Annotated in this window: 26 protein-coding genes, 3 tRNA genes and 1 pseudogene; 27 read left to right on the plus strand and 3 right to left on the minus strand. The window is 63.2% G+C overall.

Translation table 11 applies throughout. From position 1 onward, the window contains the following. From FJZ36_03920 to FJZ36_03955, 8 genes and pseudogenes are all read left to right on the plus strand, one after another. A partial coding sequence (locus FJZ36_03920) for an SDR family oxidoreductase (GenBank protein MBM3214045.1) occupies positions 1-308 on the plus strand: 308 nt, incomplete at its 5' end. Between the two features lie 29 nt (positions 309-337). Continuing rightward, positions 338-1,072, plus strand: coding sequence for a ribonuclease PH (locus FJZ36_03925; GenBank protein MBM3214046.1), 735 nt, complete (start codon positions 338-340; stop codon positions 1,070-1,072). Then, the gene (rdgB, locus tag FJZ36_03930) at positions 1,069-1,686 is read left to right on the plus strand and encodes an RdgB/HAM1 family non-canonical purine NTP pyrophosphatase (GenBank protein ID MBM3214047.1); all 618 of its coding nucleotides are present in this window, start codon (positions 1,069-1,071) and stop codon (positions 1,684-1,686) included. Before FJZ36_03925 ends, rdgB begins: the two co-directional genes overlap by 4 nt. 34 nt (positions 1,687-1,720) lie before the next feature. Continuing rightward, positions 1,721-1,797, plus strand: a tRNA-Pro gene (locus FJZ36_03935). Between the two features lie 77 nt (positions 1,798-1,874). After that, positions 1,875-2,072: pseudogene (locus tag FJZ36_03940) on the plus strand (hypothetical protein). A 952-nt stretch (positions 2,073-3,024) separates the two neighbouring features. Continuing rightward, positions 3,025-3,098, plus strand: a tRNA-Pro gene (locus tag FJZ36_03945). Between the two features lie 78 nt (positions 3,099-3,176). After that, positions 3,177-3,380, plus strand: coding sequence for a nucleotidyltransferase domain-containing protein (locus FJZ36_03950; protein MBM3214048.1), 204 nt, complete (start codon positions 3,177-3,179; stop codon positions 3,378-3,380). 132 nt (positions 3,381-3,512) lie between these two features. Then, positions 3,513-3,851, plus strand: coding sequence for a hypothetical protein (locus tag FJZ36_03955; GenBank protein ID MBM3214049.1), 339 nt, complete (start codon positions 3,513-3,515; stop codon positions 3,849-3,851). A gap of 71 nt (positions 3,852-3,922) precedes the next feature. Here the strand turns inward: FJZ36_03955 and FJZ36_03960 are convergent, their stop codons facing one another. Continuing rightward, on the minus strand, positions 3,923-4,234 hold the full coding sequence (locus FJZ36_03960; GenBank protein ID MBM3214050.1) for a hypothetical protein: 312 nt from the start codon (positions 4,232-4,234) through the stop codon (positions 3,923-3,925). A 98-nt stretch (positions 4,235-4,332) separates the two neighbouring features. Here FJZ36_03960 and FJZ36_03965 point away from each other — a divergent pair, with 98 nt between their 5' ends. The 6 genes from FJZ36_03965 to FJZ36_03990 all read left to right on the plus strand — a co-directional run bounded on the left by FJZ36_03965 (position 4,333) and on the right by FJZ36_03990 (position 7,208). After that, positions 4,333-4,554, plus strand: a complete 222-nt coding sequence (locus tag FJZ36_03965; GenBank protein ID MBM3214051.1) for a hypothetical protein — start codon at positions 4,333-4,335, stop codon at positions 4,552-4,554. Between the two features lie 23 nt (positions 4,555-4,577). After that, on the plus strand, positions 4,578-5,087 hold the full coding sequence (locus tag FJZ36_03970) for a DNA repair protein RadC (protein ID MBM3214052.1): 510 nt from the start codon (positions 4,578-4,580) through the stop codon (positions 5,085-5,087). Between the two features lie 9 nt (positions 5,088-5,096). Continuing rightward, on the plus strand, positions 5,097-5,657 hold the full coding sequence (locus FJZ36_03975) for a sigma-70 family RNA polymerase sigma factor (protein MBM3214053.1): 561 nt from the start codon (positions 5,097-5,099) through the stop codon (positions 5,655-5,657). Then, the gene (locus FJZ36_03980; GenBank protein MBM3214054.1) at positions 5,516-6,358 is read left to right on the plus strand and encodes a hypothetical protein; all 843 of its coding nucleotides are present in this window, start codon (positions 5,516-5,518) and stop codon (positions 6,356-6,358) included. Before FJZ36_03975 ends, FJZ36_03980 begins: the two co-directional genes overlap by 142 nt. Before the next feature lie 77 nt (positions 6,359-6,435). Beyond that, positions 6,436-7,011: a PD-(D/E)XK nuclease family protein gene (locus FJZ36_03985; GenBank protein ID MBM3214055.1), complete on the plus strand. Its 576-nt coding sequence runs from the start codon at positions 6,436-6,438 to the stop codon at positions 7,009-7,011. After that, entirely contained in the window at positions 7,008-7,208 is a 201-nt protein-coding gene (locus tag FJZ36_03990) for a hypothetical protein (protein ID MBM3214056.1), read from the plus strand. Before FJZ36_03985 ends, FJZ36_03990 begins: the two co-directional genes overlap by 4 nt. Positions 7,209-7,254: 46 nt before the next feature. Here the strand turns inward: FJZ36_03990 and FJZ36_03995 are convergent, their stop codons facing one another. Beyond that, a complete protein-coding gene (locus FJZ36_03995; protein ID MBM3214057.1) occupies positions 7,255-7,638 on the minus strand; it encodes a hypothetical protein in 384 nt (127 codons plus the stop codon). Next, on the minus strand, positions 7,613-7,954 hold the full coding sequence (locus FJZ36_04000) for a DUF433 domain-containing protein (protein MBM3214058.1): 342 nt from the start codon (positions 7,952-7,954) through the stop codon (positions 7,613-7,615). The genes FJZ36_03995 and FJZ36_04000 overlap by 26 nt, the downstream gene beginning before the upstream one ends. Positions 7,955-8,203: 249 nt before the next feature. Here FJZ36_04000 and FJZ36_04005 point away from each other — a divergent pair. The 13 genes from FJZ36_04005 to FJZ36_04065 all read left to right on the plus strand — a co-directional run bounded on the left by FJZ36_04005 (position 8,204) and on the right by FJZ36_04065 (position 23,159). After that, positions 8,204-8,277 (plus strand) — tRNA-Pro (locus FJZ36_04005). Positions 8,278-8,414: 137 nt separating this feature from the next. Beyond that, entirely contained in the window at positions 8,415-8,711 is a 297-nt protein-coding gene (locus FJZ36_04010; GenBank protein ID MBM3214059.1) for a nucleotidyltransferase domain-containing protein, read from the plus strand. After that, entirely contained in the window at positions 8,692-9,111 is a 420-nt protein-coding gene (locus FJZ36_04015; protein ID MBM3214060.1) for a HEPN domain-containing protein, read from the plus strand. The genes FJZ36_04010 and FJZ36_04015 overlap by 20 nt, the downstream gene beginning before the upstream one ends. A gap of 478 nt (positions 9,112-9,589) precedes the next feature. Continuing rightward, positions 9,590-9,994: a hypothetical protein gene (locus FJZ36_04020; protein ID MBM3214061.1), complete on the plus strand. Its 405-nt coding sequence runs from the start codon at positions 9,590-9,592 to the stop codon at positions 9,992-9,994. Positions 9,995-10,213: 219 nt separating this feature from the next. Then, on the plus strand, positions 10,214-12,853 hold the full coding sequence (locus FJZ36_04025) for a hypothetical protein (protein ID MBM3214062.1): 2,640 nt from the start codon (positions 10,214-10,216) through the stop codon (positions 12,851-12,853). A gap of 239 nt (positions 12,854-13,092) precedes the next feature. Then, positions 13,093-13,725, plus strand: a complete 633-nt coding sequence (locus FJZ36_04030; protein ID MBM3214063.1) for a cobalamin-binding protein — start codon at positions 13,093-13,095, stop codon at positions 13,723-13,725. A gap of 54 nt (positions 13,726-13,779) precedes the next feature. Then, entirely contained in the window at positions 13,780-15,612 is a 1,833-nt protein-coding gene (locus FJZ36_04035; GenBank protein ID MBM3214064.1) for a DUF4445 domain-containing protein, read from the plus strand. 64 nt (positions 15,613-15,676) lie between these two features. Next, positions 15,677-16,462 carry a DUF1638 domain-containing protein gene (locus FJZ36_04040; GenBank protein ID MBM3214065.1) on the plus strand — a complete coding sequence of 262 codons (786 nt, stop codon included), beginning with the start codon at positions 15,677-15,679 and terminating at the stop codon, positions 16,460-16,462. After that, complete coding sequence (locus FJZ36_04045) at positions 16,459-17,538, plus strand: hypothetical protein (protein ID MBM3214066.1); 1,080 nt, start codon at positions 16,459-16,461, stop codon at positions 17,536-17,538. Before FJZ36_04040 ends, FJZ36_04045 begins: the two co-directional genes overlap by 4 nt. Before the next feature lie 49 nt (positions 17,539-17,587). After that, a complete protein-coding gene (locus FJZ36_04050; protein MBM3214067.1) occupies positions 17,588-18,541 on the plus strand; it encodes a hypothetical protein in 954 nt (317 codons plus the stop codon). A 53-nt stretch (positions 18,542-18,594) separates the two neighbouring features. After that, complete coding sequence (locus FJZ36_04055; protein MBM3214068.1) at positions 18,595-19,770, plus strand: hypothetical protein; 1,176 nt, start codon at positions 18,595-18,597, stop codon at positions 19,768-19,770. 14 nt (positions 19,771-19,784) lie between these two features. Further along, the gene (locus FJZ36_04060; GenBank protein ID MBM3214069.1) at positions 19,785-22,283 is read left to right on the plus strand and encodes a hypothetical protein; all 2,499 of its coding nucleotides are present in this window, start codon (positions 19,785-19,787) and stop codon (positions 22,281-22,283) included. Positions 22,284-22,307: 24 nt separating this feature from the next. After that, positions 22,308-23,159 carry a hypothetical protein gene (locus tag FJZ36_04065; protein ID MBM3214070.1) on the plus strand — a complete coding sequence of 284 codons (852 nt, stop codon included), beginning with the start codon at positions 22,308-22,310 and terminating at the stop codon, positions 23,157-23,159. Positions 23,160-23,190 lie beyond the last annotated feature (31 nt).

Raw genomic sequence — 23,190 nt, forward strand, 5'->3', positions numbered from 1 at the left:
CGGCAACCAAGACCGGCGTCGTCGGCATCACGAAGAGCCTCGCCATCGAATGGGGCGCGCACGGCATCACCGTCAACTGCATCGCGCCGGGATGGTTCGAGACCGACCTGAATCGGGCCCTCTTCCGGCAGCCAGCCTGGCATTCCGAGCTGATCGACCGGCTCCCGCTCGGTCGCTCCGGCGAGGGTGAGGACCTGGCGGAGGTCGCCGCGTTCCTGGCGTCGGATGCCGCCTCCTACATCACTGGGCAGGTTCTCACCGTGGACGGCGGATTCCTCGCCGGCTGGAAAGCCCGATTGGTTCCCTAACGAGCGACCGGAGACGAAAGGAACGTCGCATGGCACGCGTGGACGGTCGGCAACCCAACGAGCTCCGACCCGTCAGCATCGTCCGTCGGTTCACGAAGTTCGCGCCGGGCTCCGTCTTGATCAGCGTCGGCGACACGCAGGTTCTCTGCACGGCGTCCATCGACGACCGCCCGCCGAGGTTCATGGAGGAGCAGAACGTCCGGGGCCGTGGGTGGGTCACCGCCGAGTACTCGATGCTGCCGGGGTCGACGCCGGAGCGTTCGTCGCGCGAGTCGTCGAGGGGACGTGTCGGCGGACGGACGCATGAGATTCAGCGGCTCATCGGACGCGCTTTGCGGAGCGTCACCGACCTGGACGCCCTCGGCGAACGCACGATTTGGCTCGACTGCGACGTGCTCCAGGCGGACGGCGGCACGCGCACGGCGTCGATCACGGGCGCGTTCGTCGCGCTGATGGACGCCTGCGCCTATCTCGTCGATCAGGAGAAGATCGACGCGGTCCCGATCAACGCATTCGTCGCGGCGACGAGTGTCGGGATCGTTAACGGCACGCCCGTCCTCGACCTCTGCTACCGCGAGGACTCCGCCGCCGACGTGGATATGAACGTCGTCATGACGCAGAAGGGCGCGTTCGTCGAGCTCCAGGGTACGGCGGAGCAGGACCCCTTCACGCGCGCCCAGATGGACGAGATGCTCGCTCTCGCCCAGCACGGCATCACACAGTTGATCGACGTGCAGCAGCGCGCCCTCGGACCGTCCAAGTGAGACTCGTTCTCGCCACGGGCAACCCTCACAAGCTCGGTGAAGTGCGAGCGATCCTGGCTCTCCTGGGGCTCAGCCGGATCGACCTGCGCGCGGCGTCGGACTATCAGCAAGTCGTCATGCCCGAAGAGACCGGCGCGACGTTCGCCGAAAACGCGCGCCTCAAGGCGGAAGCCGTCGCCGCCGTCGTCGACGAGTGGGTCATCGCCGACGATTCGGGGCTCGTCGTCGATGCGCTGGGCGGCAAGCCGGGGGTTCGCTCGGCGCGATACGCGGGAGAGGGAGCTCCCGATACCGCGCACGTCAGGAAGCTGCTCGACGCGATGTCGGACGTCCCGAGGGGCGAACGGAGCGCGCGCTTTGTGTGCGTCGTCGCGTTGGCTCGCCAGGGTGAGGAGACACGGATCGTCGAGGGCTACTGCGAGGGAAGGATCGCGCCCTATCCGCGAGGAGCCAGCGGGTTCGGGTACGATCCCGTGTTCGAAATCCCGGGAATCGGTCTGACGATGTCGGAGCTGGGAGCCGTGACCAAGAACCAGATCAGCCACCGCTCGCAGGCGTTGGCTCGCCTCGCGCCGCTGCTGTCCGAGCTTGCGCCGAATGCCGCACCAGCTTGAATGCCGTGGAGCGTGTCGCTACCATGTGTGGTGTCGGGGCGTAGCGCAGCCCGGTAGCGCATCTGCTTTGGGAGCAGAGGGTCGCTGGTTCAAATCCAGTCGCCCCGACCATCCCGGGCCCTGGCGGCCGCACGTTGGGTCTTGTGCCGCGCTGGCCGTCCGCTGTCTGTGACCGTCACTGAACGCTCCACATCGGCGGCTATCAGGTCTGCGCGAAATGGCTCAAAGACCGCAAAGGTCGCTTCCTCTCACCTGAGGATATCGAACACTATCACCGCATCGTCGTCGCTCTCCACGAGACGATTCGCATCATGAGGGAGATTGATGAGGTGATTGAGGAGCATGGCGGCTGGCCCGGAGCTTTTTCGGGCGGTCACTCAGGATGACGTATGCGATGAAATCCCAAGTGATTCATCAACAACTCAATCTTCTTGCATCGCACCTCGATAGCGTTAACGAGATCTTTCGCCTGAAGCTGATCTGGCTATTCGTTATTTCGCCCCAATGCGACAGAACATTCTTCTTTGACCCAAACTTCACTGATCCAAACTACAATCCGCCAAAACGCGTGATCGAGATACGAACGACGAACACAGCGTTACGTCCACTTTATGACCCCTTTTTGACGGAGATACGCCGTTCATATCTAAACGACCTATATCTAGTTACATCGCGTCAGCTGATCATAGTACGGAATATCCTCGACAATAAAATCCCGCCGGAACCGGAATTCAACAATAACACTTACGATGGTGCGATCTGTCTCTTGAATCGATACGTGTCAAAACAAGACGCCGCGTTCTTGAAGTTCTTCCGTCAGATCCGAAATTCGGTAGTCCACTACGACGGCAATCACAACGCAAGGAACAAACTAGATTTTGTCTATCGCGGGAGGTCATTTGAGACGAGCACCAACGACATTGGGTCGCAGATACAGTTCTCGATTTCCGACCTTATCGGGTTCTATGAGGAACTACGCCGAATATTCGATTTCTCGAATCTTTCTCAGAATCCGGCGTTTCTTCGTTAAGTACCGGATGCCATCCGGGCTCCATACCCGATGTGAAACCGCCTGAAACAGACGGAAACGGATAGAAGGCAGAGCGTCCGAAAACCCCGATGGCCGTTGAACGGAATGAGCTATCCTGAACCGTCCTGAATCGGTCACTCCTGCTTCGGAGCAGGGGCGGCGAGAGCTGGTGATTCGAACGAGGACTGTCAAATGTCTGGTGTCCGTCCGGTGTCCAAACCGCGTGTGAAGCGGGCTGAAATCGGCTGCAACGGACTGGAACCGAACCCGCTGAAAACCCGCATTGGCACTGGATTTCGTGAACTATACGGAACTGTTGAGAAGTCGCCACATCTGCTTTGGGAGCAGAGGGTCGCTGGTTCAAATCCAGTCGCCCCGACCATCCGTAGTCTCCTGCGGATCGTGCCTTAGCAGGACTTTCCGTTCCCGCGAGACTCACACCCAGAGATGCCGTGAGACGATGAGCGACCGAGCCGCCCCCACCCACGAACAGCAGGCGCGCGAGAAGATCACCGAGATGGTGCGGCGCATCCGCGACGAAATCCGTCCCGACCGCATCATCCTGTTCGGCTCCTACGCCCGGGGAACCGCCGGACCGGACAGCGACGTCGATCTGCTCGACGATCTCCGGCAGGCGGTCGTCCATGTGCAGGATTCGGCGTAGCGCGTCGAGCATCCGGCTTCGGAACAGCTTGGACGCTAGAAACTGCTTCACGTCGATCAACGACGGCATGCCATTGCCGATCAGCGGCGCGCCGCGAAGGACGGCGTAGAGCACCTGTCGGAGATAGCGGACTTGTCGGGGCGTCTGCTTGGTCGCGCGCTCTTCGGAGGTGTCGTCTACGATCTGCGAGAGGTCGGCGCACAGACGGTACTCGTCGCGGTAGATCGAGCCGCTCGTATCGAGCAGATTCAGAGTTTCGGGGGTATCCTTGACACGGATAACACTCAGGCGATGACGTTCATCGTAGGGAATCCTCCGGATCAGTTCGGCGGATTCGTCGCCTTTCGTGTCGAAGAAAGCGACACCGCCGTATCGTTGGAAGCCGAGAGCGAGGTTCAGAACGCTCGTGCTCTTGCCGCTGCCGCTCGCGCCGCCAACCAAGAGATGCTGGTTCAGGATGGAGAGCGGTAGTCCGACGGGATCGGGAACGGAGCGAGAGAAGGTGTAGCCGATCGGGAAGAAGGGGGTTCCCCTCTCGTTTATCATGGGTGATGCCTCCTCGTGAAGTCGCGTTGGGCGATGAGGTGCGGCAACCGCGCCCGCTCCAAGAGCGAACTGCGAACTACAGGAGACGGGAAGGAAGCCAAAGCCGCCATTTCATCGGCGTTCAAGAGCAGTCCTTCGCCGCGCGAGCGTCGCCCAAGCCACTCGTCGCGCCCGACGGGACGGTGGTTCCACACGAGCCGTTGTTCCCACGTCGGGAACGCTCCGATGAAGGCGTTGTAGAGTCCGCGCACGGTCGCTTCGCCCGAACCGAAGACGCGGGCGGACACGACGAACATCTCCGGCGTCATCTTCGCCTCGATTTCTGCGGGCGTCGGGAGAAGGGGCGCGATGATGTCCGTTCCGGGTTCCCGCCGCCAGAGCGCGAGATGCCGTCGGATATGCCGAAGTGGACGACGAGAAGATCGGCGTCTGCTTCACGGCGAACCTGCTCGCCGAATACCCCGACATTGAAAAGCGGGGAGCGTTCATCCGCCAGGGCTTCGCCCTCCTGAACACACCCGACTCGGAAGGCGAAGGCTACCGGAAACTCCGCGTCGTCGAGAAGGACAAGGTCTGGGTGATCTGGGATGGAGACGGCATCACCTTCCTCCGACCTGATAATTACTGACGACTCCGCGAAAGGAGCCGCCGATGGAGCAGGACGTTCTCGCGGCGCTGCGCGAACTGACTGCCAAAGTGGACCGTCTCCTCGCCGAATCCAGACCCGCCTACACCGCGCAGCCGACTCTCTTGAACCTTCCCTTCCCGAAGAAATCCCGGCAACTGGACTCTCCAAGAGCCATCTATGAATACGTGCGAAAGGCAATGGAGGATCTGCCGCAGGAACACGGCGTCGTGCTCTGCCTCAACGCCAAACTCTACGCGGCGCACGTCGAGGTCGTCTCGAAGGGCACGGCGAACGCCACCTTGCTTTATCCTCGCGACGTGTTCCGCGTGGCGGTGCAACAGAACGCCTCGGCGATCGTGCTCGTCCACTGCCATCCTTCGGGCGACCCGACTCCTTCCGAAGAAGACCTGAAAGCCACCCAGAACCTCTACAAAGCGTCGAGACTCCTCGACATCCCCATCGTCGACCATCTCGTGGTCGGAAGGGAAGGTTACGTCTCGCTCAAAGAGCAGTGCCCCTATCTGTTTCGTTAGGAGACCCCCATGACACAGGCGGAACTGATCGCCAGAGCCAGAGAAAGCGATGAAGCCGCTTTTGTCTGTCTTTTCCGCTCCGTCGAGGGGCTCGCCGCCGCGATGGCATGGCGCTACGGCAACGCGGATGAAGGCGACCTTGAAGACACTCTTCAAGAGATGCGCCTGCGGCTGTGGCAGAAACTCCACCTGTGCGACGCGGAAGGTGACGACTGGCGGTTCGCCGCCTGGGCCGGAACGGTCTTTCACAACGTCGCCGTGGACGTACGGCGCAGAAAAGCCCGCCGAAATCATCCCGTTCCGTTCGCCGACACGATAGATCCGAAGCCGCTTCCCGATGCGGCAGCCATAGCGAACGAGGAGCGCGCGCTTCTTCTCGGACTCATCGGAGCGATTCCTTCGGAGAGGAACCGTCTCGCCGTGCGGCTTTGCCATCTCGGCGACCTGTCCATCCGCGAACTTGCCCACGCGATGGACTGCAACCCCATCACCGCCAAAGTGCGCGCATTCCGGGGCGTCGCCGCCATGAAGCGAATGGCGAAGGCGCTCCGCCCGCCCGACGCCCGTTGAATCCGCCCTTCGCAGAATCGTCCGAAACCCTCAAAGCAAAACCGTTCTCACCGAAAGGAGTCCGTACGGTGAACATCGAGCTCATCGAAAAACCCTTCGACCGGGATGACCTCCAGCAGAAGCCCGGTTCCTACGGCAAGCTGCTCACCTACGTGGCGACGCCCGCCTATGTCCGTCGGATGAACGAAGTCTTCGACTACCGCTGGTCGTGTCAGGTCGTGAAACTCGACTTCCATGACGATGAGGTGATCGCCGTCGTCTCCGTAGCGGCAGATGGCGTCACGAAGACGCAGGCCGGCGGGAAGCGCCTCACCCGCGATAAGGATGGAAACCTCATCCCCCTCGGAGATGACGCGAAGTCCGCCATCTCGACGGCGTTCAAGAAGGCGTGTCAATTGTTCGGCATCGGCCTCTACCTGTCCGAGATGGACGACGAAGAGAAGCCGAGCACCGGTAACGATGCACCTGAGCGCGCGACCTCGAAGACGAGCGGCGGCATCTCCGACGCCCAACTGGGTTTCATCCGCAAGCTGCGGACGGAGCTCGGATGGTCGGCGGATGAGGTGAACGCCCTCTCCCGGAAACTCTTCAAGACGGACGTTCCGAGCCCCAACAAGACGCAGGCGTCCGGGCTCATCGCCGCCCTGAAGAAGAATGCCGCCTCTGCGGATTCCCCTGAGGAGGACGAAGTCCCGTTCTGACGGCTCGCACGCGGTCAACCACAGACACCACAGGGACGGACGCTTGTTCGTCCCTTCTTTCGTAAAGGAGTAGACGGATGGAGATCTCCATCAGCCGCCTGCGGACGTATCTCGCATGTCCGCAGTTGTATCGCTACCGCTACGTGCTTCTGGAGAAGCCGGAGTTCACGTCGGCGGACATGGCGTTCGGGGAGGCGATGCACTTCGCCATCGCCGAATACCACTGCTCAAAGAACAACCTGACCGCAGACCGGATGTTCGCGGAGTGGCAGAGATACTGGGACGCCCTTGTCAAAGACGCCGAGGAGCATCAGCGGGAAGTCCGCTTCAGGTCGCTTGAAGGGGCGAAACTCGTCGAGAAGGCAAAGGCGCTGTGTGAGGAATACGTCTCGCAGTTCGCAGCAGCCAAGGCCGACGACGTGGAACTCCTGTTTCAGGTGCCGCTTCTCGACCCGACGACCGGCGCAGGCTCCCTCGACCACACGCTCACCGGTCGGATAGACCTCGTGTCGAACCGATGTCTCTACGAGTTCAAGACCGCCGGGCGTTCCTACTCGCAAGGCGAAGCCGACATCTCCGTGCAACTCACCGCCTACGCTCTCGCCTACGAGAGTATCTCTACGGCGGGCCTGCGGAGCATCTGTATCTGGTGACCCTCGTGAAGACGAAGGTTCCGAAGATACAGGTGTTGGAGACGACCCGCTCACTCGCGGACTTCCAGTTCCTGATGGAGATGGCGGAGGGCATCGTCCGCTCCATCGAGACGGGACTGTTCTTCCGGAACCTGGAATACGTTTACGGCTGCCACAACTGCGAACACTCCCGGAAGTGTCTGGGAGCGCGGTTCTGACTCACCGCACGAAAATACAACGCCCTATGGATCTTCATAGGGCTTTTCACTTGGGGTGGAAATAAGAAACCCCGTCGTTTCCGACGGGTCCGAGGAACTCCACACAATTGCGCATATCCTCGGCATCGAGGAGCAACGCGTACTCCACGAGACGACGAATGGATTCACCGATGCTGTAGCGACGCGCTGGGGCGAACAGGATCCCCCAGTGCTCTTTGCCCGATTGCTTCCATTCGCTTGCGAGCCGGAGAAAGTCGGTGTCGTGGGTGAACAGCACCGCCTGTCGGTGCGTGGCATATGCCAGTTGATCTTCGTCGAGAAGTCCGAGATTACCGGCATCCCTTGCCGACTCCGCATCGATGCCTCGGCGTCTGAGTTGTTCGGCGATCACGGTTGGAACGTGTTCATCGGTGTAGAGTCGAAGCGGCACGTCGCTTCTCCTCCAGTATCGAGCGCGGATGTTGCTTCTCCATTTCGCGCACGAACACCTCGTCCTCGCGGATTTCGGCGTTTATCTCCTCCGCGTGGTCGTAGTAATAGGAGAGGGCGTCGTGAACCTGCGCGAGCGTCAGGTGCGAATGCGCAGCGACGATCTCGTCCGGCGTCCAGCCCATCAACTCGTATTCGGTAACGATGTGCGACACCTTGATGCGGGTTCCCCGAATGATCGGTTTCCCGCGGCAAACCCCTTTCTTTCGTGTGATATAGGGATATTTCGTCTTGGATTCGGCGACGGATGTGGACATGGCTTGTCCCTTCTACGCAGTGATATCGTGGGCGGTCAATGTTCTGACAGAAGCATACCACGCGAACGGAGGCAGTCAATGTCGCGAATTCGCCCTTGCGTCATCCAAGTCGATTGATCGCATCCGTTTGCCACGCGATTGTCACAACAGCCCGCACGAAACGGGTCGAAATGGCGGGAACGGAATCGAAGTCGCAGTGCCGCGAAACGTAGTCAAGGAGCGGTCTTTGGTCGAATACCCCGAACTACGTCGAACGGAATCGAAACGCCGAAATCTGCTTTGGGAGCAGAGGGTCGCTGGTTCAAATCCAGTCGCCCCGACCATCCGTAGTCTCCTGCGGATCGTGCCTTAGCAGGACTTTCCGTTCCCGCGCGAGGCTCACACCCAGAGACGCCGTGAGACGATGCGCGACCGAGCCGCCCCCACCCACGAACAGCAGGCGCGCGAGAAGATCACCGAGATGGTGCGGCGCATCCGCGACGAAGTCCGTCCCGACCGCATCATCCTGTTCGGCTCCTACGCCCGGGGAACCGCCGGACCCGACAGTGACGTCGATCTGCTCGTCATTCTGAGGGATGCGACGCCCAAGCGCCGCAAGACCGCCGAGATCTACCGCCTGCTCGCAGGCAGCGGACTGCCGAAGGACATCATCGTCGCAACCCACGACGAGACGCTGCGCGAGCAGTACATCCCGGGGAGCGTCATCGGCGAGGCGGTCCGAGAAGGCGTGGTGGTCTATGACGCGGCGGCCTCCTGAGATCCTCGATGCCGTCCACCGATGGGCCCGGAAGGCAGAACACGATCTCATCACGGCGCAGCATACCTTCTCGTTGGACGACGATGTGTGCCCGTTCGACACCATCTGCTTCCACGCCCACCAATGCATCGCGAAATACCTGAAGGCTCTGCTGACGTTTGAGGGCACGCGGTTCTACCGATCCCACGATCTGACGGAGCTTGCGCCGTTGCTCTCGGACCCGTCCTCCGAAGCCCTTCCTGCCGCCGACTGTGCTGAACTCAACAGCTATGCCGTGGAAGTCCGGTATCCCGACGAGCGCCCTGAGCCCACGCGTGACGAGGCGGCGATAGCCCTTGGAGTGGCACAGGAGACACGGGATGCCATCCGGCGATTCCTTCCCGAACGCGTCCTGGTGTGAACCTGGCACTCGTCTGCCAGGCGCCCCATGCAAGCCATGACGGCGACGCGTCCGAAGAATGAGGTCGAACTGCAGGATGCCGTCTGAAAGGACCTTGCCCTCGTAGAGGTTCCGGTACTTCGCGTCGGGCACGCCGTACTGGACGGCGTGAGCCCCGGGATCGAACGGTTCAACGGCGATCAGTCGGATTCGGACGTTCGTGTCTGAGGCAGGCATCGTCTTCCCTTGTCGATCTAGCGAGACTCCGCACATCCACTGTATACGCCAGGTAGCCATTCACGTGACAAGCCCCTGTGCAGGCGGGCCGAGATTGCGGTCGCGGAAGACTTTGCCAACCAGGGGTTGTGCGCTGCGTTGGCGACTGGTACGATCTCACCTGTAACGTTAAATCAGCGAGCCGGTGGCGACTCGTCTGTCGCCAGGTGAACGCGGTGAGGCGGTGATACCCGTCCTCACGCTTGAGGAGGTACTTACCGTGATTGGCAACCAGTCCGCCAAGTTCAGCGCAACCATCACAGGTCGTCGCGTCTTGCCGTCCGATCCCGCTGGACCGAAGATCGAGACGTCCGTGGCTGGGGAGGGCATCGTCGGAGGCGCACCGGCAACCACGATGGGCACTTACTGGAGCATCGTGCGAGCCGACGGAACGATGTACGGCGAGGGCCAAGGCGTCGTCATGACATCGGACGGCAGTATGGCGACATGGCGAGGCAATGGCGTCGGCAAGTTCACCGACACACGCGGCGCGGTGAGCTTCCGGGGAGCCGTCTACTTCGAGTCGTCTCAGGCGCCACTGTCGAACCTGAACGGCGTCGCTTGCGTCTACGAATGGGATGTGGACGCCGCCGGCAACGGCACGTGGAACATCTGGGAGTGGAAGTGACAGAGGCTCTCTGGCGGCGGTCCTTCTGGGACCGCTGCCAGCTCGATCTGGCTCTTCGGAGCTAGTTGCCCTCCCGACGGTCGGCGCACTGGGACGGCGCACCCTCGGCAACGCGTGCGCCCGACGACAGAGCGCTTGATCCCTGTCTCCCTCGCGGCGACAATGGCGCAACGATCCCTCTCAAGCCGCTGCCACGCCACCGCCGGTAGAGGAGAGACGATGCTTGCTCGACGCCTGTTCCCCGTCTTGCTCGCTGCCTGCGCCGTCCTGATCGGCTGCGCGGCAAAGTCGCTTCCGACGCCGTCCGAATCAGCCGCCATCGCCGCGATCCGCTCCCTTCAGCCGTCCGACTTCCTCGAGAGCGCTGTCGTCGGGCCCCAGGGCGACGGGACCTATGTCGTCGCGACGACGCAGATCGTCGCGCCCGCCGGAACGACCGTCGAGTTCCCCGGCAGACCGACCGACCTCGCGCTCCATCCGTCGGAGCCGATCCTCGCCGTCAAGAACCGGTCGGACGTCGTCTTCTTCGACACGATGACCCACGCGATCGTCCAGACGCTCGCCATCCCCGGCGCGGGAGGCAGCTTCACGGGCATCGAGTGGGACCGCGACGGCAAGCGCGTCTGGACGACGGACACGCGCGGCTTCCTCCGCGCCGCCGAGCGGGACGCGTCCGGCGCGTTCGCCTGGACCGTGGATATCCGTCTGCCGGGACCGTCTGAGACGGACAACCCGGCCGCTGGCGGGTTCGCGTTCGATGGCGGCTACGCCTACGTCGCTCTGAGCCGGAACAACGCCGTCGCGGTCGTGAACCTGGCGTCGGGCACCGTCGAGGCGCAGATTCCCGTCGGCATCGCGCCCTACGACGTGCTGCGGCTGGGAGACAAGGCGTACGTCACCAACTGGGGCGGCAGGCGTCCGCAGGAGGGCGACGTCACGGGTCCCACATCCGGGAGCCGCGCCGTCGTCGATCCAGAGACCGGCATCGCCTCGACCGGAACCGTGACCGTGCTCGACCTGACGGCTCGCACGGCAACCTCCGAGATCGCCGTCGGGCTCCATCCATGCGGGATGGCGCTGAGCCCCGACGGATCGCGCCTCTACGTCGCCAACGCGAACAGCCACACGGTCTCCGTCATCGACACCGGCTCCGACGCCGTGCTCGACACGCTGAGCGCCAAGCCGATGGACGTTTTGCCCTTCGGCAGCGCGCCCAACGCACTCGCCATCTCGCCGGACGGTTCCCGACTCTACGTCGCCATCGGCGGGAACAACGCGCTCGCCGTCATCGACTTGGGTTCCCGCAAGGTCGTGGGGCTGATCCCGACCGGCTGGTACCCGGGCTCCGTCCTGCTCACGAACGACGCAACCTCCCTCTGCGTCGCCAACACGAAGGGCGTCGGCGGCAGGAACGCGTCGCGGGAGCACGGGTTGAACTCCCACGACCACATGGGCTCCGTCTCATTCATCCCCGTGCCGACCCGTGAGAAGCTGACCGCGCTGACGATCTCGGCGGCGACGAGCATGCGGCTGCCCACGATACTCGTCAACCTCGGCGGCGACCCCGGACCCCAGACCGTTGTGCCGCTGCCAACGAAGCCCGGCGAGAAGTCCGTCTTCAAGCACGTCCTCTACATCATCAAGGAGAACCGCACCTACGATCAGGTGTTCGGCGACATGCCTCAGGGCAACGGCGATCCGTCGTTGACTCACTTCGGACGCGAGGTGACTCCGAACCATCACGCGCTCGCGGAGCAGTTCGTCCTACTGGACAACTTCTACTGCAACGGCGTCCTCAGCGCAGACGGACACCAATGGACCGACGAGGGCTACGTCACCGACTACATCGAGAAGAGCTTCGGCGGGTTCAACCGGAGCTACCCGTACGACGGCGATGACGCGCTCGCCTACGCCTCATCCGGGTTCCTGTGGGACAATGTCCTCCGAGCCGGACTTACATTCCGCGACTACGGCGAGTTCGTCAAAGCGCGGATCGAACCGTCGTCGGCTACGTGGCAGGATATCTACCGCGACTACCTCGACGGCACGAGCAACATCAGCATCCGCGCAACGACGGAGCTCCATACGTTGGAGCCCTACCTCTGTCCCACCTTCGTCGGGTTCCCCGGCAAGGTCCCCGACGTCTACCGCGCCCGGCAGTTCCTGAACGAGCTTGCGGAGTTCGAGGCAAAGGGCGAGCTCCCCAACTTCATGATTATGCTCCTGCCGAACGACCACACCGTCGGAACGCGCGAAGGCTACCCGACGCCGCGCGCCGCCGTCGCCGACAACGACCTCGCCCTGGGCATGGTCGTCGAGGCGGTCAGCAAGAGCCGGTTCTGGAAGGACACGTGCATCTTCGTCGTCGAGGACGATCCGCAGGCGGGACTCGACCATGTCGACGGTCGGCGGACCGTCGCGCTGTGCGTCAGTCCCTACACAAAGCGCGGCGAGGTCATCAGCACGCATTACAACCAGAACTCAATGGTCCGATCCATCGAGCTCATCTTCGGACTGCCCCCGATGTCCCAACTCGACATGGCGGCGAACCCGATGACGGACTGCTTCCAGGCGGAACCGGACCTGACCCCCTACACGGCAGCGCCGAATATCATCCCTCTCGATGAACTGAACCCACCGGCGGCGTCGCTTCAAGGGCAAGCGCGGCGCGATGCGGAGATGTCGATGGCGCTGCCGCTGGACGACATCGATCAAGCAGATGAGCAGACGTTCAACGCGATTCTGTGGCGGTCGGTCAAGGGCGTCCATGCGCCGTATCCGATTCTGGCACGCCGACGCGAGGTTGGACCCGAGACTTGGGGAACTCCAGCCTCGCGACGACCCATCGACCTGGACTGATCGCAGCGAATAGACTCTTGCGCTGACCGCGACGATGGGTAGAGTACTGTGACCCGTGAGCTTGGAGGCTGCATACCGCTGCGCGGACGCGCACAACAAAATGGCGTGTAGTCCCTAGCCGACGGCTGGAATGACGGCTACGTTTCGTGTGAGTCGATCGCTGGGTTGGATGCTGCGTCGGTAATACCGCCGACCGTTCACGGAACCGCAACCGTACGACGATCCCAGGGAGGAATGTCATGAGCCAGCTTGCGACGCTCGCCGAGCACATCATCAACGGGAAGGCGCCTCTCGCCCTCAAGGCGACCGAGGAGGCTATCGCTGCTGGGACGCCGGCGGCGGACATCCTCCAGAAGGGCCTGATCGCTGGGATGCAGGTCGTCGGCGAACGGTTCCGCAACAACGAGTTCTATGTTCCTGAGGTGCTGATCGCGGCCCGCGCGATGAAGATGTCCCTTGAGAAACTCCGTCCGCACCTGATCGATCAGCACGTCGAGCCGGTTGGCAAGGTCGCCATCGGAACCTGTCGCGGCGACCTCCACGACATCGGCAAGAACCTCGTCGCCATGATGCTCGAAGGCGCCGGCTTCGAGGTCATGGACCTCGGCATCGACGTCGGGCCCGAGAAGTTCGTGGACGCCGTCAAGGACGGCGCGCAGATCGTCGCCCTGTCGGCGCTGCTCACGACGACGATGCCCGCGATGCGCGATACCATTCAGGCGCTCAAGGACGCCGGACTCCGCGACAAAGTCAAGGTCATCATCGGTGGCGCGCCCGTGACGCAGGACTTCGCCGACGACATCGGCGCCGACGCCTACGGGCGTGATGCGGCGACCGGCGCAGACAAGGCGCGCGAGCTCCTCTCCGCGTAGGCAGAGGGCTCAGTACCGGCTCGGTGGCGGACCGGAGGTGAAGAAGGGACGTCGATGTATCGTGTGCGCGTGGCGTCGGACGACAAGGAAATCCCGGCGCCCGACGACGTGAGCCTGCTCGATACGCTCGCCAAGCACGGAGTCGCCCTCACCTCGCCCTGTGGAGGTGAGGGCACCTGTGGGAAGTGCCGCATTCAAGCGACGGGAGACCTGAACCCACCCACGATTGCGGAGAGGACGCTCCTCGGCGACCTGGTGAGACACGGGTTCCGCCTCTCCTGTCAGTGCATCCCCCAAGGCGATATCGCCGTCACGATCCCGGACAGTTCGCGCGTGCCGAGCATCCGTATCCTTGCGGGCGGCGCGCGCCGCGATGTCCCCTTCTTCCCCAACGTCCGCCGACGATCCTTCACCTGGAAGAAGCTGGAGCTCGACGACACGGGCTCTCAGTTCGACGTTGTCGCGCGCCTGCTGAATGCCCGAGCCGATCTGGTCATCGACCTGCCCGAAGTGCGTGAGCTTTCGCGGACACTCAAAGAAGGGCAGACCTACGACGGCACGATCATCGGGAACCGCCTCGTCGAGGTGGAACCGACCGATCCCGACGCTTCCGTCTTCGGTGTCGCCCTCGACATCGGTACGACGACCGTCGTCGCCCACGTCATCGACTTGAGAACCGGCGAGAGCGTCGGAACCGCCAGCGCGCTGAACGACCAGACGCACTACGGCGGCGACGTCATCTCCCGCATCAACCACGCGACGTCGATGGACAACGGGCTCCAAGAACTCCAGGACGCTGTGCTGACCACCGTCAATCGATGCTTCGATATGGCGCTGGAGCGCAGCGACAAGTCGCTTTCGGACATCTACGAGATCTCGGTCGTCGGCAACACGACGATGCTCCACCTGTTCGCGGGGGTCTACCCTCGGTCGCTGGGGCAACTGCCGTACTCGCCGGTCTTCAGCCACGGGCTCGACGTGCCGCCGAATCTGCTCGGATTGGACACGAACCCGCGAGGCAACGTGCATCTGCTGCCCAGCATCGCCGGCTACGTGGGAGCCGATACCGTCGGGGCGATGATTGCCGCCAGCTTCGATGAGGACACGGGCAAGACGCGACTGCTCGCCGACATCGGAACCAACTGCGAGCTCGTCCTGCAGCGCGGCGGCGAGCTGATCGCCTGCTCCACGCCCGCCGGGCCCGCGTTCGAGGGCGCGCGGATGGACTATGGCATGATGGCGGGTCCTGGAGCCATCGAACGCGTCGAGTTCGGCGAGGACGTTGTCCTCCGCGTCATCGGCGACGCCACGCCCATTGGCATCTGCGGCTCGGGCGTCGTCGATATCGCGGCGGAGCTGTACCGCGCCGGCATCCTCGACGAGACCGGGCGCATCCAGTCTGCCGACGATCTGGTCGGGATCGTCTCGCCGCTGCTCTGCGGCAGGCTCCATGAGCAGGAGAAGGGAACCGCGTTCGAGCTGGCGACCAACGACGACGGCGAGCCCATCCTCTTCACACAGAAGGACGTGCGCGAGATTCAGCTCGCGAAGGCGGCGATCCGCAGCGGCATCGAGACGCTCCTTGACGTCGCAGGCGTCAAGGCGGACGACCTCAACGAGGTCCTCATCGCGGGCGGCTTCGGTAACTACCTGAACAAGGAGAACGCCAGGTTGCTCGGCATGATTCCCGACATCCCGCTCGAACGCGTCCGGTTCGTCGGGAACGCCGCGCTCGTCGGGGCCCGTCTGGCGCTGGTCTCGTACGACATGCGGACGCGCGCTGCCAAGCTGGCGCACACGATCCGCCACATTCAGATCGCCGGAACCCCGAACTTCAGGATGCGGTTCACGGAAGCCATGCTGTTCGGCGACGGCTTCCTCATGTAGTGTGCGGACGGGCCCGATCGTGAGGTGACTGAGACGCCCCGCGATCCGGGGCGCGGAGAGGTGTATGCCGACGCTCAACCTGACCGTCGTCGCGTGCGAGGTGTTCCGCCGCGAGTTCGAGGGAATCGCCGCACAACTTCCGCACCACTACACGTTCGACTTCCAGCCGTTCGGGTTGCACGACACGCCGGAGAAGCTCGCCGCCCATCTCCAGACCGTCGTTGACGAATGCACGGACACCGAGGCGATCCTGATCGGCTATGGATTGTGCAGTCGCGGCATCGTCGGTCTTCGCGCCGTCCACGCGCCGCTGGTCGTGCCCAAGGCGCACGACTGCATGACGTTCTTCCTCGGCTCGCGCGAACGCTACATGACCGAGTTCGCCGCCAATCCGGGGACCTACTACTACTCGGCGGGATGGATCGAGCGGTACAACCCCGACACGACGCAGAGCCAGTACGTCCCGAATACGGCGCTTCAGGAGTCGGCGCGAGCCCGGAAGTACGCGCAATACGTCGAGCAGTACGGCGAAGACAACGCCCAGTACCTCATGGAGCTCGAAACGCAGTGGCAGGGGCACTACTCTCGCACGGCGTTCATCGACACCGGCTTCGGAAACAAGAGCTACTACCAGTCCTTCGTGCAGAACCTCGCCCGGTCGAACGGCTGGACCTACGCGGAACTCGAGGGCGACCATGCTCTGATGCGTCGCCTACTCAACGGTGAGTGGAATGAGGACTTCCTGATCGTACCGCCCGGAGACGCGATCCGGGATACTGCCGATGACGAGATCATCGCCCTCTCGTCCCTCGGCGACATGACGCGACAGAATGGAGACCACGACCGATGAGTGCCAAGCGAGAGTGGACCACACGCGAACGCATCACCGCTGCGCTGAACCACCAGGAGTCTGACCGCATCGCCCTGACCGACGGGCCCTGGGGTACCACCATCGCCCGGTGGCGCAAGGAAGGCTTGCCGGAAGGCGAGTCCGCACACTCCTACTTCAAGTTCGACCCGATGCCCGGCTACGGCGCGGATTCCAGCTTCCAGTTCAAGCACGAGGTCGTCGAGGAGACCGACACCTACCGCATCGACCGGAACGCTAACGGCACGCTCCATCGCAACTGGAAGAACCAGACGTCCACGCCGGAGATGATCGACCATCTCATCAAGACGCCGAACGACTGGGAGCAGCACAAACATCGGCTCGAGTGGAACCGCAATCGCGTCAACTGGGACGCCGCCAAGAACTCCAGAGCCGCGCAGGAAGCGGGTCAGTGGACCTGCTACTCCGGCGTCTGCGGCTACGACAAGACCCAGGGCGTCATCGGTTCCGAGAACCTATTGATCGCCATGCTCGAAGAGCCCGACTGGATCGCCGAAGTGTTCATGAAGTGGGCGGACATGGTCGTCGAGTCCGCCAGCGCGATGATCGCAGAGGGCTTCGTCTTCGACGGCGCGTTCCTCTACGACGATATGGGCTACCGGAACGCATCGCTCTTCTCGCCAGCGCTCTACCGCAAGCTCGCCAAGCCAGCGCATGCGAAGGCGTTCGGGTTCTTCCGGGAGCGCGGGCTGCCCGTCATCCTCCATTCCTGCGGCTGCGTCAAGGAGCTGATCCCCGACCTGCTCGACGCAGGTTTGTCCTGCCTTCAGCCGCTTGAAGTGAAAGCCGGCATGGACCTCATCGAGCTCAAGGGGCTGTACGGCGACCGCCTGTCATTCATGGGCGGCATCGACGTCCGCAAGATGGCAGACCCCAACCCCGCCGCGATCGAGGAAGAAGTTCGGACGAAGGTCACCTGCGCCAAGAAGGGCGGCGGGTATATCTACCACTCCGACCACTCGGTGCCCGACAACGTGAGTTGGCAGCAATACTGCCGCACCATTGAGCTCGTCAAGCAGTACGGCAGCTACGAATAGTCCGTGTGTTCCGTGGGATGACCCGGCGGGATGACCCGAAGGACGCACCATCATGGCTGAGATGACCCCCAAGCAGAAGGCGATCGATGCCCTCGAACTGCGCCAGCCGCCCGGGCTGGTCCCGACGTTCGAGCTCGAGTTCCAACTGACCGAGGAGGCGTTCGGCAGGAGCTTCCACTCGCACAAGTCGTTTCAGGAAGCGACCGAGAAGGAACGCGACCGCCTCTTCCACGACACCGCCGACCTCTTCATCACCATCGCCGAGACCTACCGCTGGAACATCGTCATGGACACCCGGTCACCCGGCGATGACGGGTACATCCGCACGGTGAAGACGATGCGCGAGATGGTCGGCGACCAGTACCTCTACATCGTCCACGGCGACGGAACCTACGGCATCCCCAACGGCACGAACATGGTTCAGCACGCGCTGGACTTCTTCGAGCGCCCCGACGATATGAAGCGCAACGCCGACCGGATGGTCGATGGCGCACTAGCTCGCGGGAAGCGGCTCGTCGACAACGGCGTCGACGGCTTCGCGCTCTGCGCCGACTACTGCTTCAACGACGGGCCCTTCCTATCGCCGTCGATGTTCCGCGAGTTCGTGACGCCGTACCTGACCCGCCTCTGCCACGGGTACAGGGAGATGGGTGCGTACGTCATCAAGCACTCTGACGGTGACATCATGCCCATCCTCGACCAGCTCGCTGAAAGTGGGGCGCACGGGCTCCACTCGCTCGACCCGCAGGGCGGCGTCGATATGGCAGAGGTGAAGCGTCTCGTCGGTGACCAGATCGCTCTCTGCGGCAACGTCAACTGCGGCTTGATGCAGACAGGCACCGACGAGGAAGTCATCGAGAGCGCGCGCTACGCCCTGGAAGAAGGGATGCCGGGTGGCGGGTTCGTCTTCGCCATGAGCAATGTCGCCTTCAAGGGCATGCCGCTGGAGCGCTACGAGTTGATCCAGAAGGTGCGCGAGCAGTACGGATACTACCCGGAGTAGACCGCCAACAGCGTTCGATCACTCGACCGTCGCCCGGTAGTGAGGAAACCGTCATGACCCATCGCGAGCGGTTCGTACGATGCATGCACTTCCAGCCTGTTGACCACATTCCCGACGAGGAGTTCGGGTTCTGGGACAACACCTTCAGGGTGTGGCACCCGCAAGGGCTCCCGAAGGAGATCAACAGCAACGGTAACTGCGACGCCTTCTTCGGATTCGCTCCGCGTAGTGGCGTGCCGGCGCATGTCGGGCTGAGCCACGGCTTCGAGCCGCAGCTTATCGAGGAGACGGAGAATTACCGGATCGAGCGCGGCGGCGACGGCGTCACCCGCAAGGTTCACAAGAGCGGGCAGGACTCCATCCCGCAGTACCTCGACTTTCCGCTCAAGGGACGCAAGGAGTGGGAGGAGCTCTTCAAACCGCGACTCGACATGGATCAGGCGTCGCGCTATCCGGAGAATCGTGAGGACTGGGAGAAGATCAAGGAGCGGTTCAACTCGCCGGAGTGGGACAAGCCCGTCGGCATCGGCATCGGTTCTATATACGGCTGGATCCGCGACTGGATGGGGTTCGAGCACATCACCGTCATGATGTACGACGACCCCGAGCTGATACACGAGATCGTCCATCACCTGGCGACGCTGACGACGAAGGTCATCACGAAGGCTTGCCAGGAGATCAAGATCGACTACGCGGCTGGCTGGGAGGACATGGCGTTCCGCAGCGGACCTATGATCTCGCCGAAGATGTTCCGCGAGTTCCTGGTTCCCAACTACAAGATGATCTGCGATGTCTGCCACGAGAACGGCATCGACATCATCTACACGGACTGCGACGGACGCGTCATCGAAGCCATCGACCCGTGGCTCGAAGCCGGTCTCACGGGCATCTTCCCGTGCGAAGTCGGCGCCGAACGCGACATGACCGACCCCGTCGAAGTGCGCAAGAAGTGGGGCGACCGCGTTAAGATTCTCGGCGGCGTCAACAAGCACGCGATGGGCGCCGGGAAGGAAGCGATCAAGGCGGAGATCAAGCGGATCGAGCCGTACGTCAAAGAAGGCGGCTGGATCCCTCACTGCGACCACCGTTGCCCGCCGACGGTTGCATTCGAGGACTATCTGTACTACCTGGACCTCAAACGCGACACGTTCGGCATGCCGCGGCCCGAGCACCTCGAAGAGCGACCGGAAATCAAGGCGATCAAGTCGCGGCCCGGCTACTGGGTGTAGGCAGGAGATACGGCATGCGCGCCAGCTTGTTCCAGCGGGCTCTGGAGTCCGACGATTTCCTCGTGACCGTCGAGCTCCTTACCAGCCCGTCGGACGGGGTAGACAGCTATTTCTCGTTCTTCGACTCGTTTCGCACGCGGTACGAGCATCGCGAGGGATTTCCTCGCATCGTCGGCGTGACATCCCCGCACTCGCCTGGCGGCGTGCCGACGATCGACCCCTTCTCCGTGTGGAGCCAGGTCAAGGGAACCATCCCCGACGGTATCGACGCCATCGCGCATGTCACCTGCAAGGACATGAGCCGCAACGGGCTCGAGACACATTTGCGGAACCTCCGAAGCGTTGGCGTGCAGAGCATCCTCGCGCTGACCGGTGACTTCCCGCAGGGCTCCGCGCCCGTATTCGAGCTCGACTCGCTAGGACTGCTGCGGCTCATCGTGGAATTGAACGGGCAGATCGTCGACAAGACGAACCCCGAAGAGCTGGACGACGTGTTCCAGTTCACGGTCGGGGCTGGGATGAACCCGTACAAGTACACGCTGCCTTCGGCATGGCAGCAGTACGCGAAGCTGGCGAAGAAGGTGCTCTCCGGGGCGTCGTTCGTCATCACGCAGGTCGGGTACGACGTCGACAAGAGCGCGGACCTGATCCACTACGCCAACGTCCATGAGCTCGACGCGCCGATCTTCGGCAACGTCTACCTGCTGACCAAGCGGGCAGCGGAGCGCATGAACGCCGGCGAGCTCCCCGGATGCTACGCCTCCGATGGGTTAGTGGAAGCCGTCTCGAAAGAGTGGCGGACGACCGCCAAGGGGCAGGCAGCAGCGATCGAGCGGATGGCGTACCAAACCGCGCTGTTCCGCCAGCAGGGCTACAGGGGCGTCCATATCGGCGGATGGGGACTCACCTACAACGACGTGATTGCGATCATCGACCGCTCGCAGGAGCTCACGCAGGAGGGCTTCGACCCCGACCAGGCGAGGGAGCTCCTCCACTTCCCGGCTCCCAGCGCGGAGCGGTACATCGGCGACGACGGCGAGTTCATCCTGCCGTCAACACCCCCGAAGCCGACGCTCACGCAGCGGCGGCTCGAGTTCGTCCACGACCACGTCACGTCGCCGGACTCCTTCCTCGGCAAGCGGCTCGCCAAGCGGGACGAGGGCGATCCCGACCGCAAGTCGCTCGGATCGCGGATGCTCTACGGCGCGGAACGGCTCTCCAAGTCGTTCCTGGTTCACTGTCAGGACTGCGGCGACTGCCGACTGCCTGACAACTACTACGCCCTCTGCAACGAAGCCGCGTGCGCGAAGGGGCTCCCAAACCTCCCGTGCGGCGACAGCGACGCGGTCACTGGCAAGTGCGGCAACGATGACGATCTGATCTGCGCGGGCGAACTCGTCTTCTACGCCGCGTTCGCCCGAGGAAAGCTGGGTGAGCTCAGCCAGACGGTTCAGCCTAGCAAGATCCCCGATCTGCGCGGTTCGTCCGCTGTGCTCAACTACCTGGCGGGCTTGGACCACCAGGGCAGAATCGCCGGGCAGATGCGCAAGGAGAAGACGCTCCCGCTCGTGATCGTCGGCGAGTACGTCCACGCGCAGATCCCACGCGTCTACTGGGCGATCAACGAAGGGCTCAAATCGGGCAAGCAGAAGGCAGACGGTCCCTTCGCGTACCTGGCGTACGTCATCACGTCGCAGGTGATCGCTGGCGCGGACTTCATCGCCGTGAATGTCGATAACTTCCCGCGCGAAGTCCGACCCGAGCTGATGCGGAAGTACGTCGACATGGTGAACTCCCTGGGACAGGGAATCCCCGTCTGTATCGACAGCTCGGACAACGTCACGAAGGCGGCTGGCATCGAGCAATACTACAAGTCGGCGCGGAACCCCAACGCCATGCCGATGCTCAACTCGATCAACCCGATCTCGCCGGAGCCCATCCTTGAGCTGCGGCAGAGGCATCCGTTCAAGGTCGTGGCGATGCTCCACGAGCGGCGCGGCGCGGACGGAAAGCCGGAGACCATCGAGTCCGTCGAAGAGGTCCGCGAACTGGCGCACCATATGCTCGACATGCTCACGAAGGTTGGGTGCAAACGCGAGGACGTGTTCTTCGACACCGCCGTGGCTCCCATTGCCGCCGACTTCGAGGCGAAGCACACGCACCAAACGATGGCAGGCATCCGCGCGATCATGGACGATCCCGGGCTCAAGGGCGCGCACACGCTCATCGGGCTGACCAACTGCTCGCACATGATGCCCAACCGCATGGCGATCAATCGCGCCTACCTGCACTGCGCCATGGAACACGGGCTGAGCGCCGCCGTTCTCGATCCGCGTGTCAACTACGGCGAGAAGGAGCCGGGCAAGCAGATACTGTCGATCATCCGCGACCTGGCGGCGAACGACGGCTCCGATCTCATGGCGAGCATGGAGATCTTCGAGCGCGTCGCGGAGTACAGTCGGCGGTACGGCAACAGGAAGAAGGCTGCGGCGGCTTCGACCGACGACGAGTAGTCAGCTCTGGAGAGGACACCAGCCATGTCACGCTTCATAGACCGGCTGAAGTCCGGCGTGGTGATTGCCGACGGCGCGATGGGAACCATGCTCCAGGCTGCCGGACTGCCCGTCGGCGACGCGCCGGAAGTGTGGAACCTGACGAACCGCGATGCGGTTTCCAACGTCCATCGGGGCTACGTCGATGCTGGCGCGGAGATGGTTCTCTGCAACACGCTCGGCGCGATGCGACTGACCCTCGAACGGCATGGCTTGGCGGATCGCGTCGCCGAGGTGAACCGGAACGCCATCGAGACGGCTCGCGGCTCCGGCGCGGCGTTCGTCGGCGTCAGCATCGGGCCCACCGGTGAGATGCTCCCGCCGCTGGGCGAGATGGACCCCGACGACCTGCGTGCCGCCTTCGCCGAACAGATAGCGGCATGCGACGCCGCCGACTGCATCTGGATCGAGACGATCAGCGACGCCGAGGAGGCGCGCGTCGCCGTCGATGCGGCGCGCGAGGCGAGTTCCCTGCCCGTCGTCCTGACCTTCACCTTCGACGCCGGAGCGCGCGGTCTGCGGTCGATGATGGGCGTGTCGCCGGACGATGTCGCCGAGCTCTTCGGCGATGTGGACGCTCTCGGCGTCAACTGCACGACGCCCGACGTGTGCCTCGAAGCCCTCCGCACCTACCGCGAGGCGCTTCCCGACATGCCGCTGGTCGCCCGACCCAACGCCGGCAGACCGCATGTCTCCGCAGGACGGACCGTGTTCCCCTCCACGCCGACCATGTTCGTCGAGGAAGTGAAGCCGCTCCTGGACTACGTCGCCGTCCTCGGCGGCTGTTGCGGCACGACGCCAGAGCACATCGCTCTGATCCGCGAGACGCACGGCTAGGCCATCGCTACTCCTGCGTTCGGTGGCTGCC

It is taken from the genome of Candidatus Poribacteria bacterium, from assembly GCA_016866785.1.
Classification (GTDB): Bacteria; Poribacteria; WGA-4E.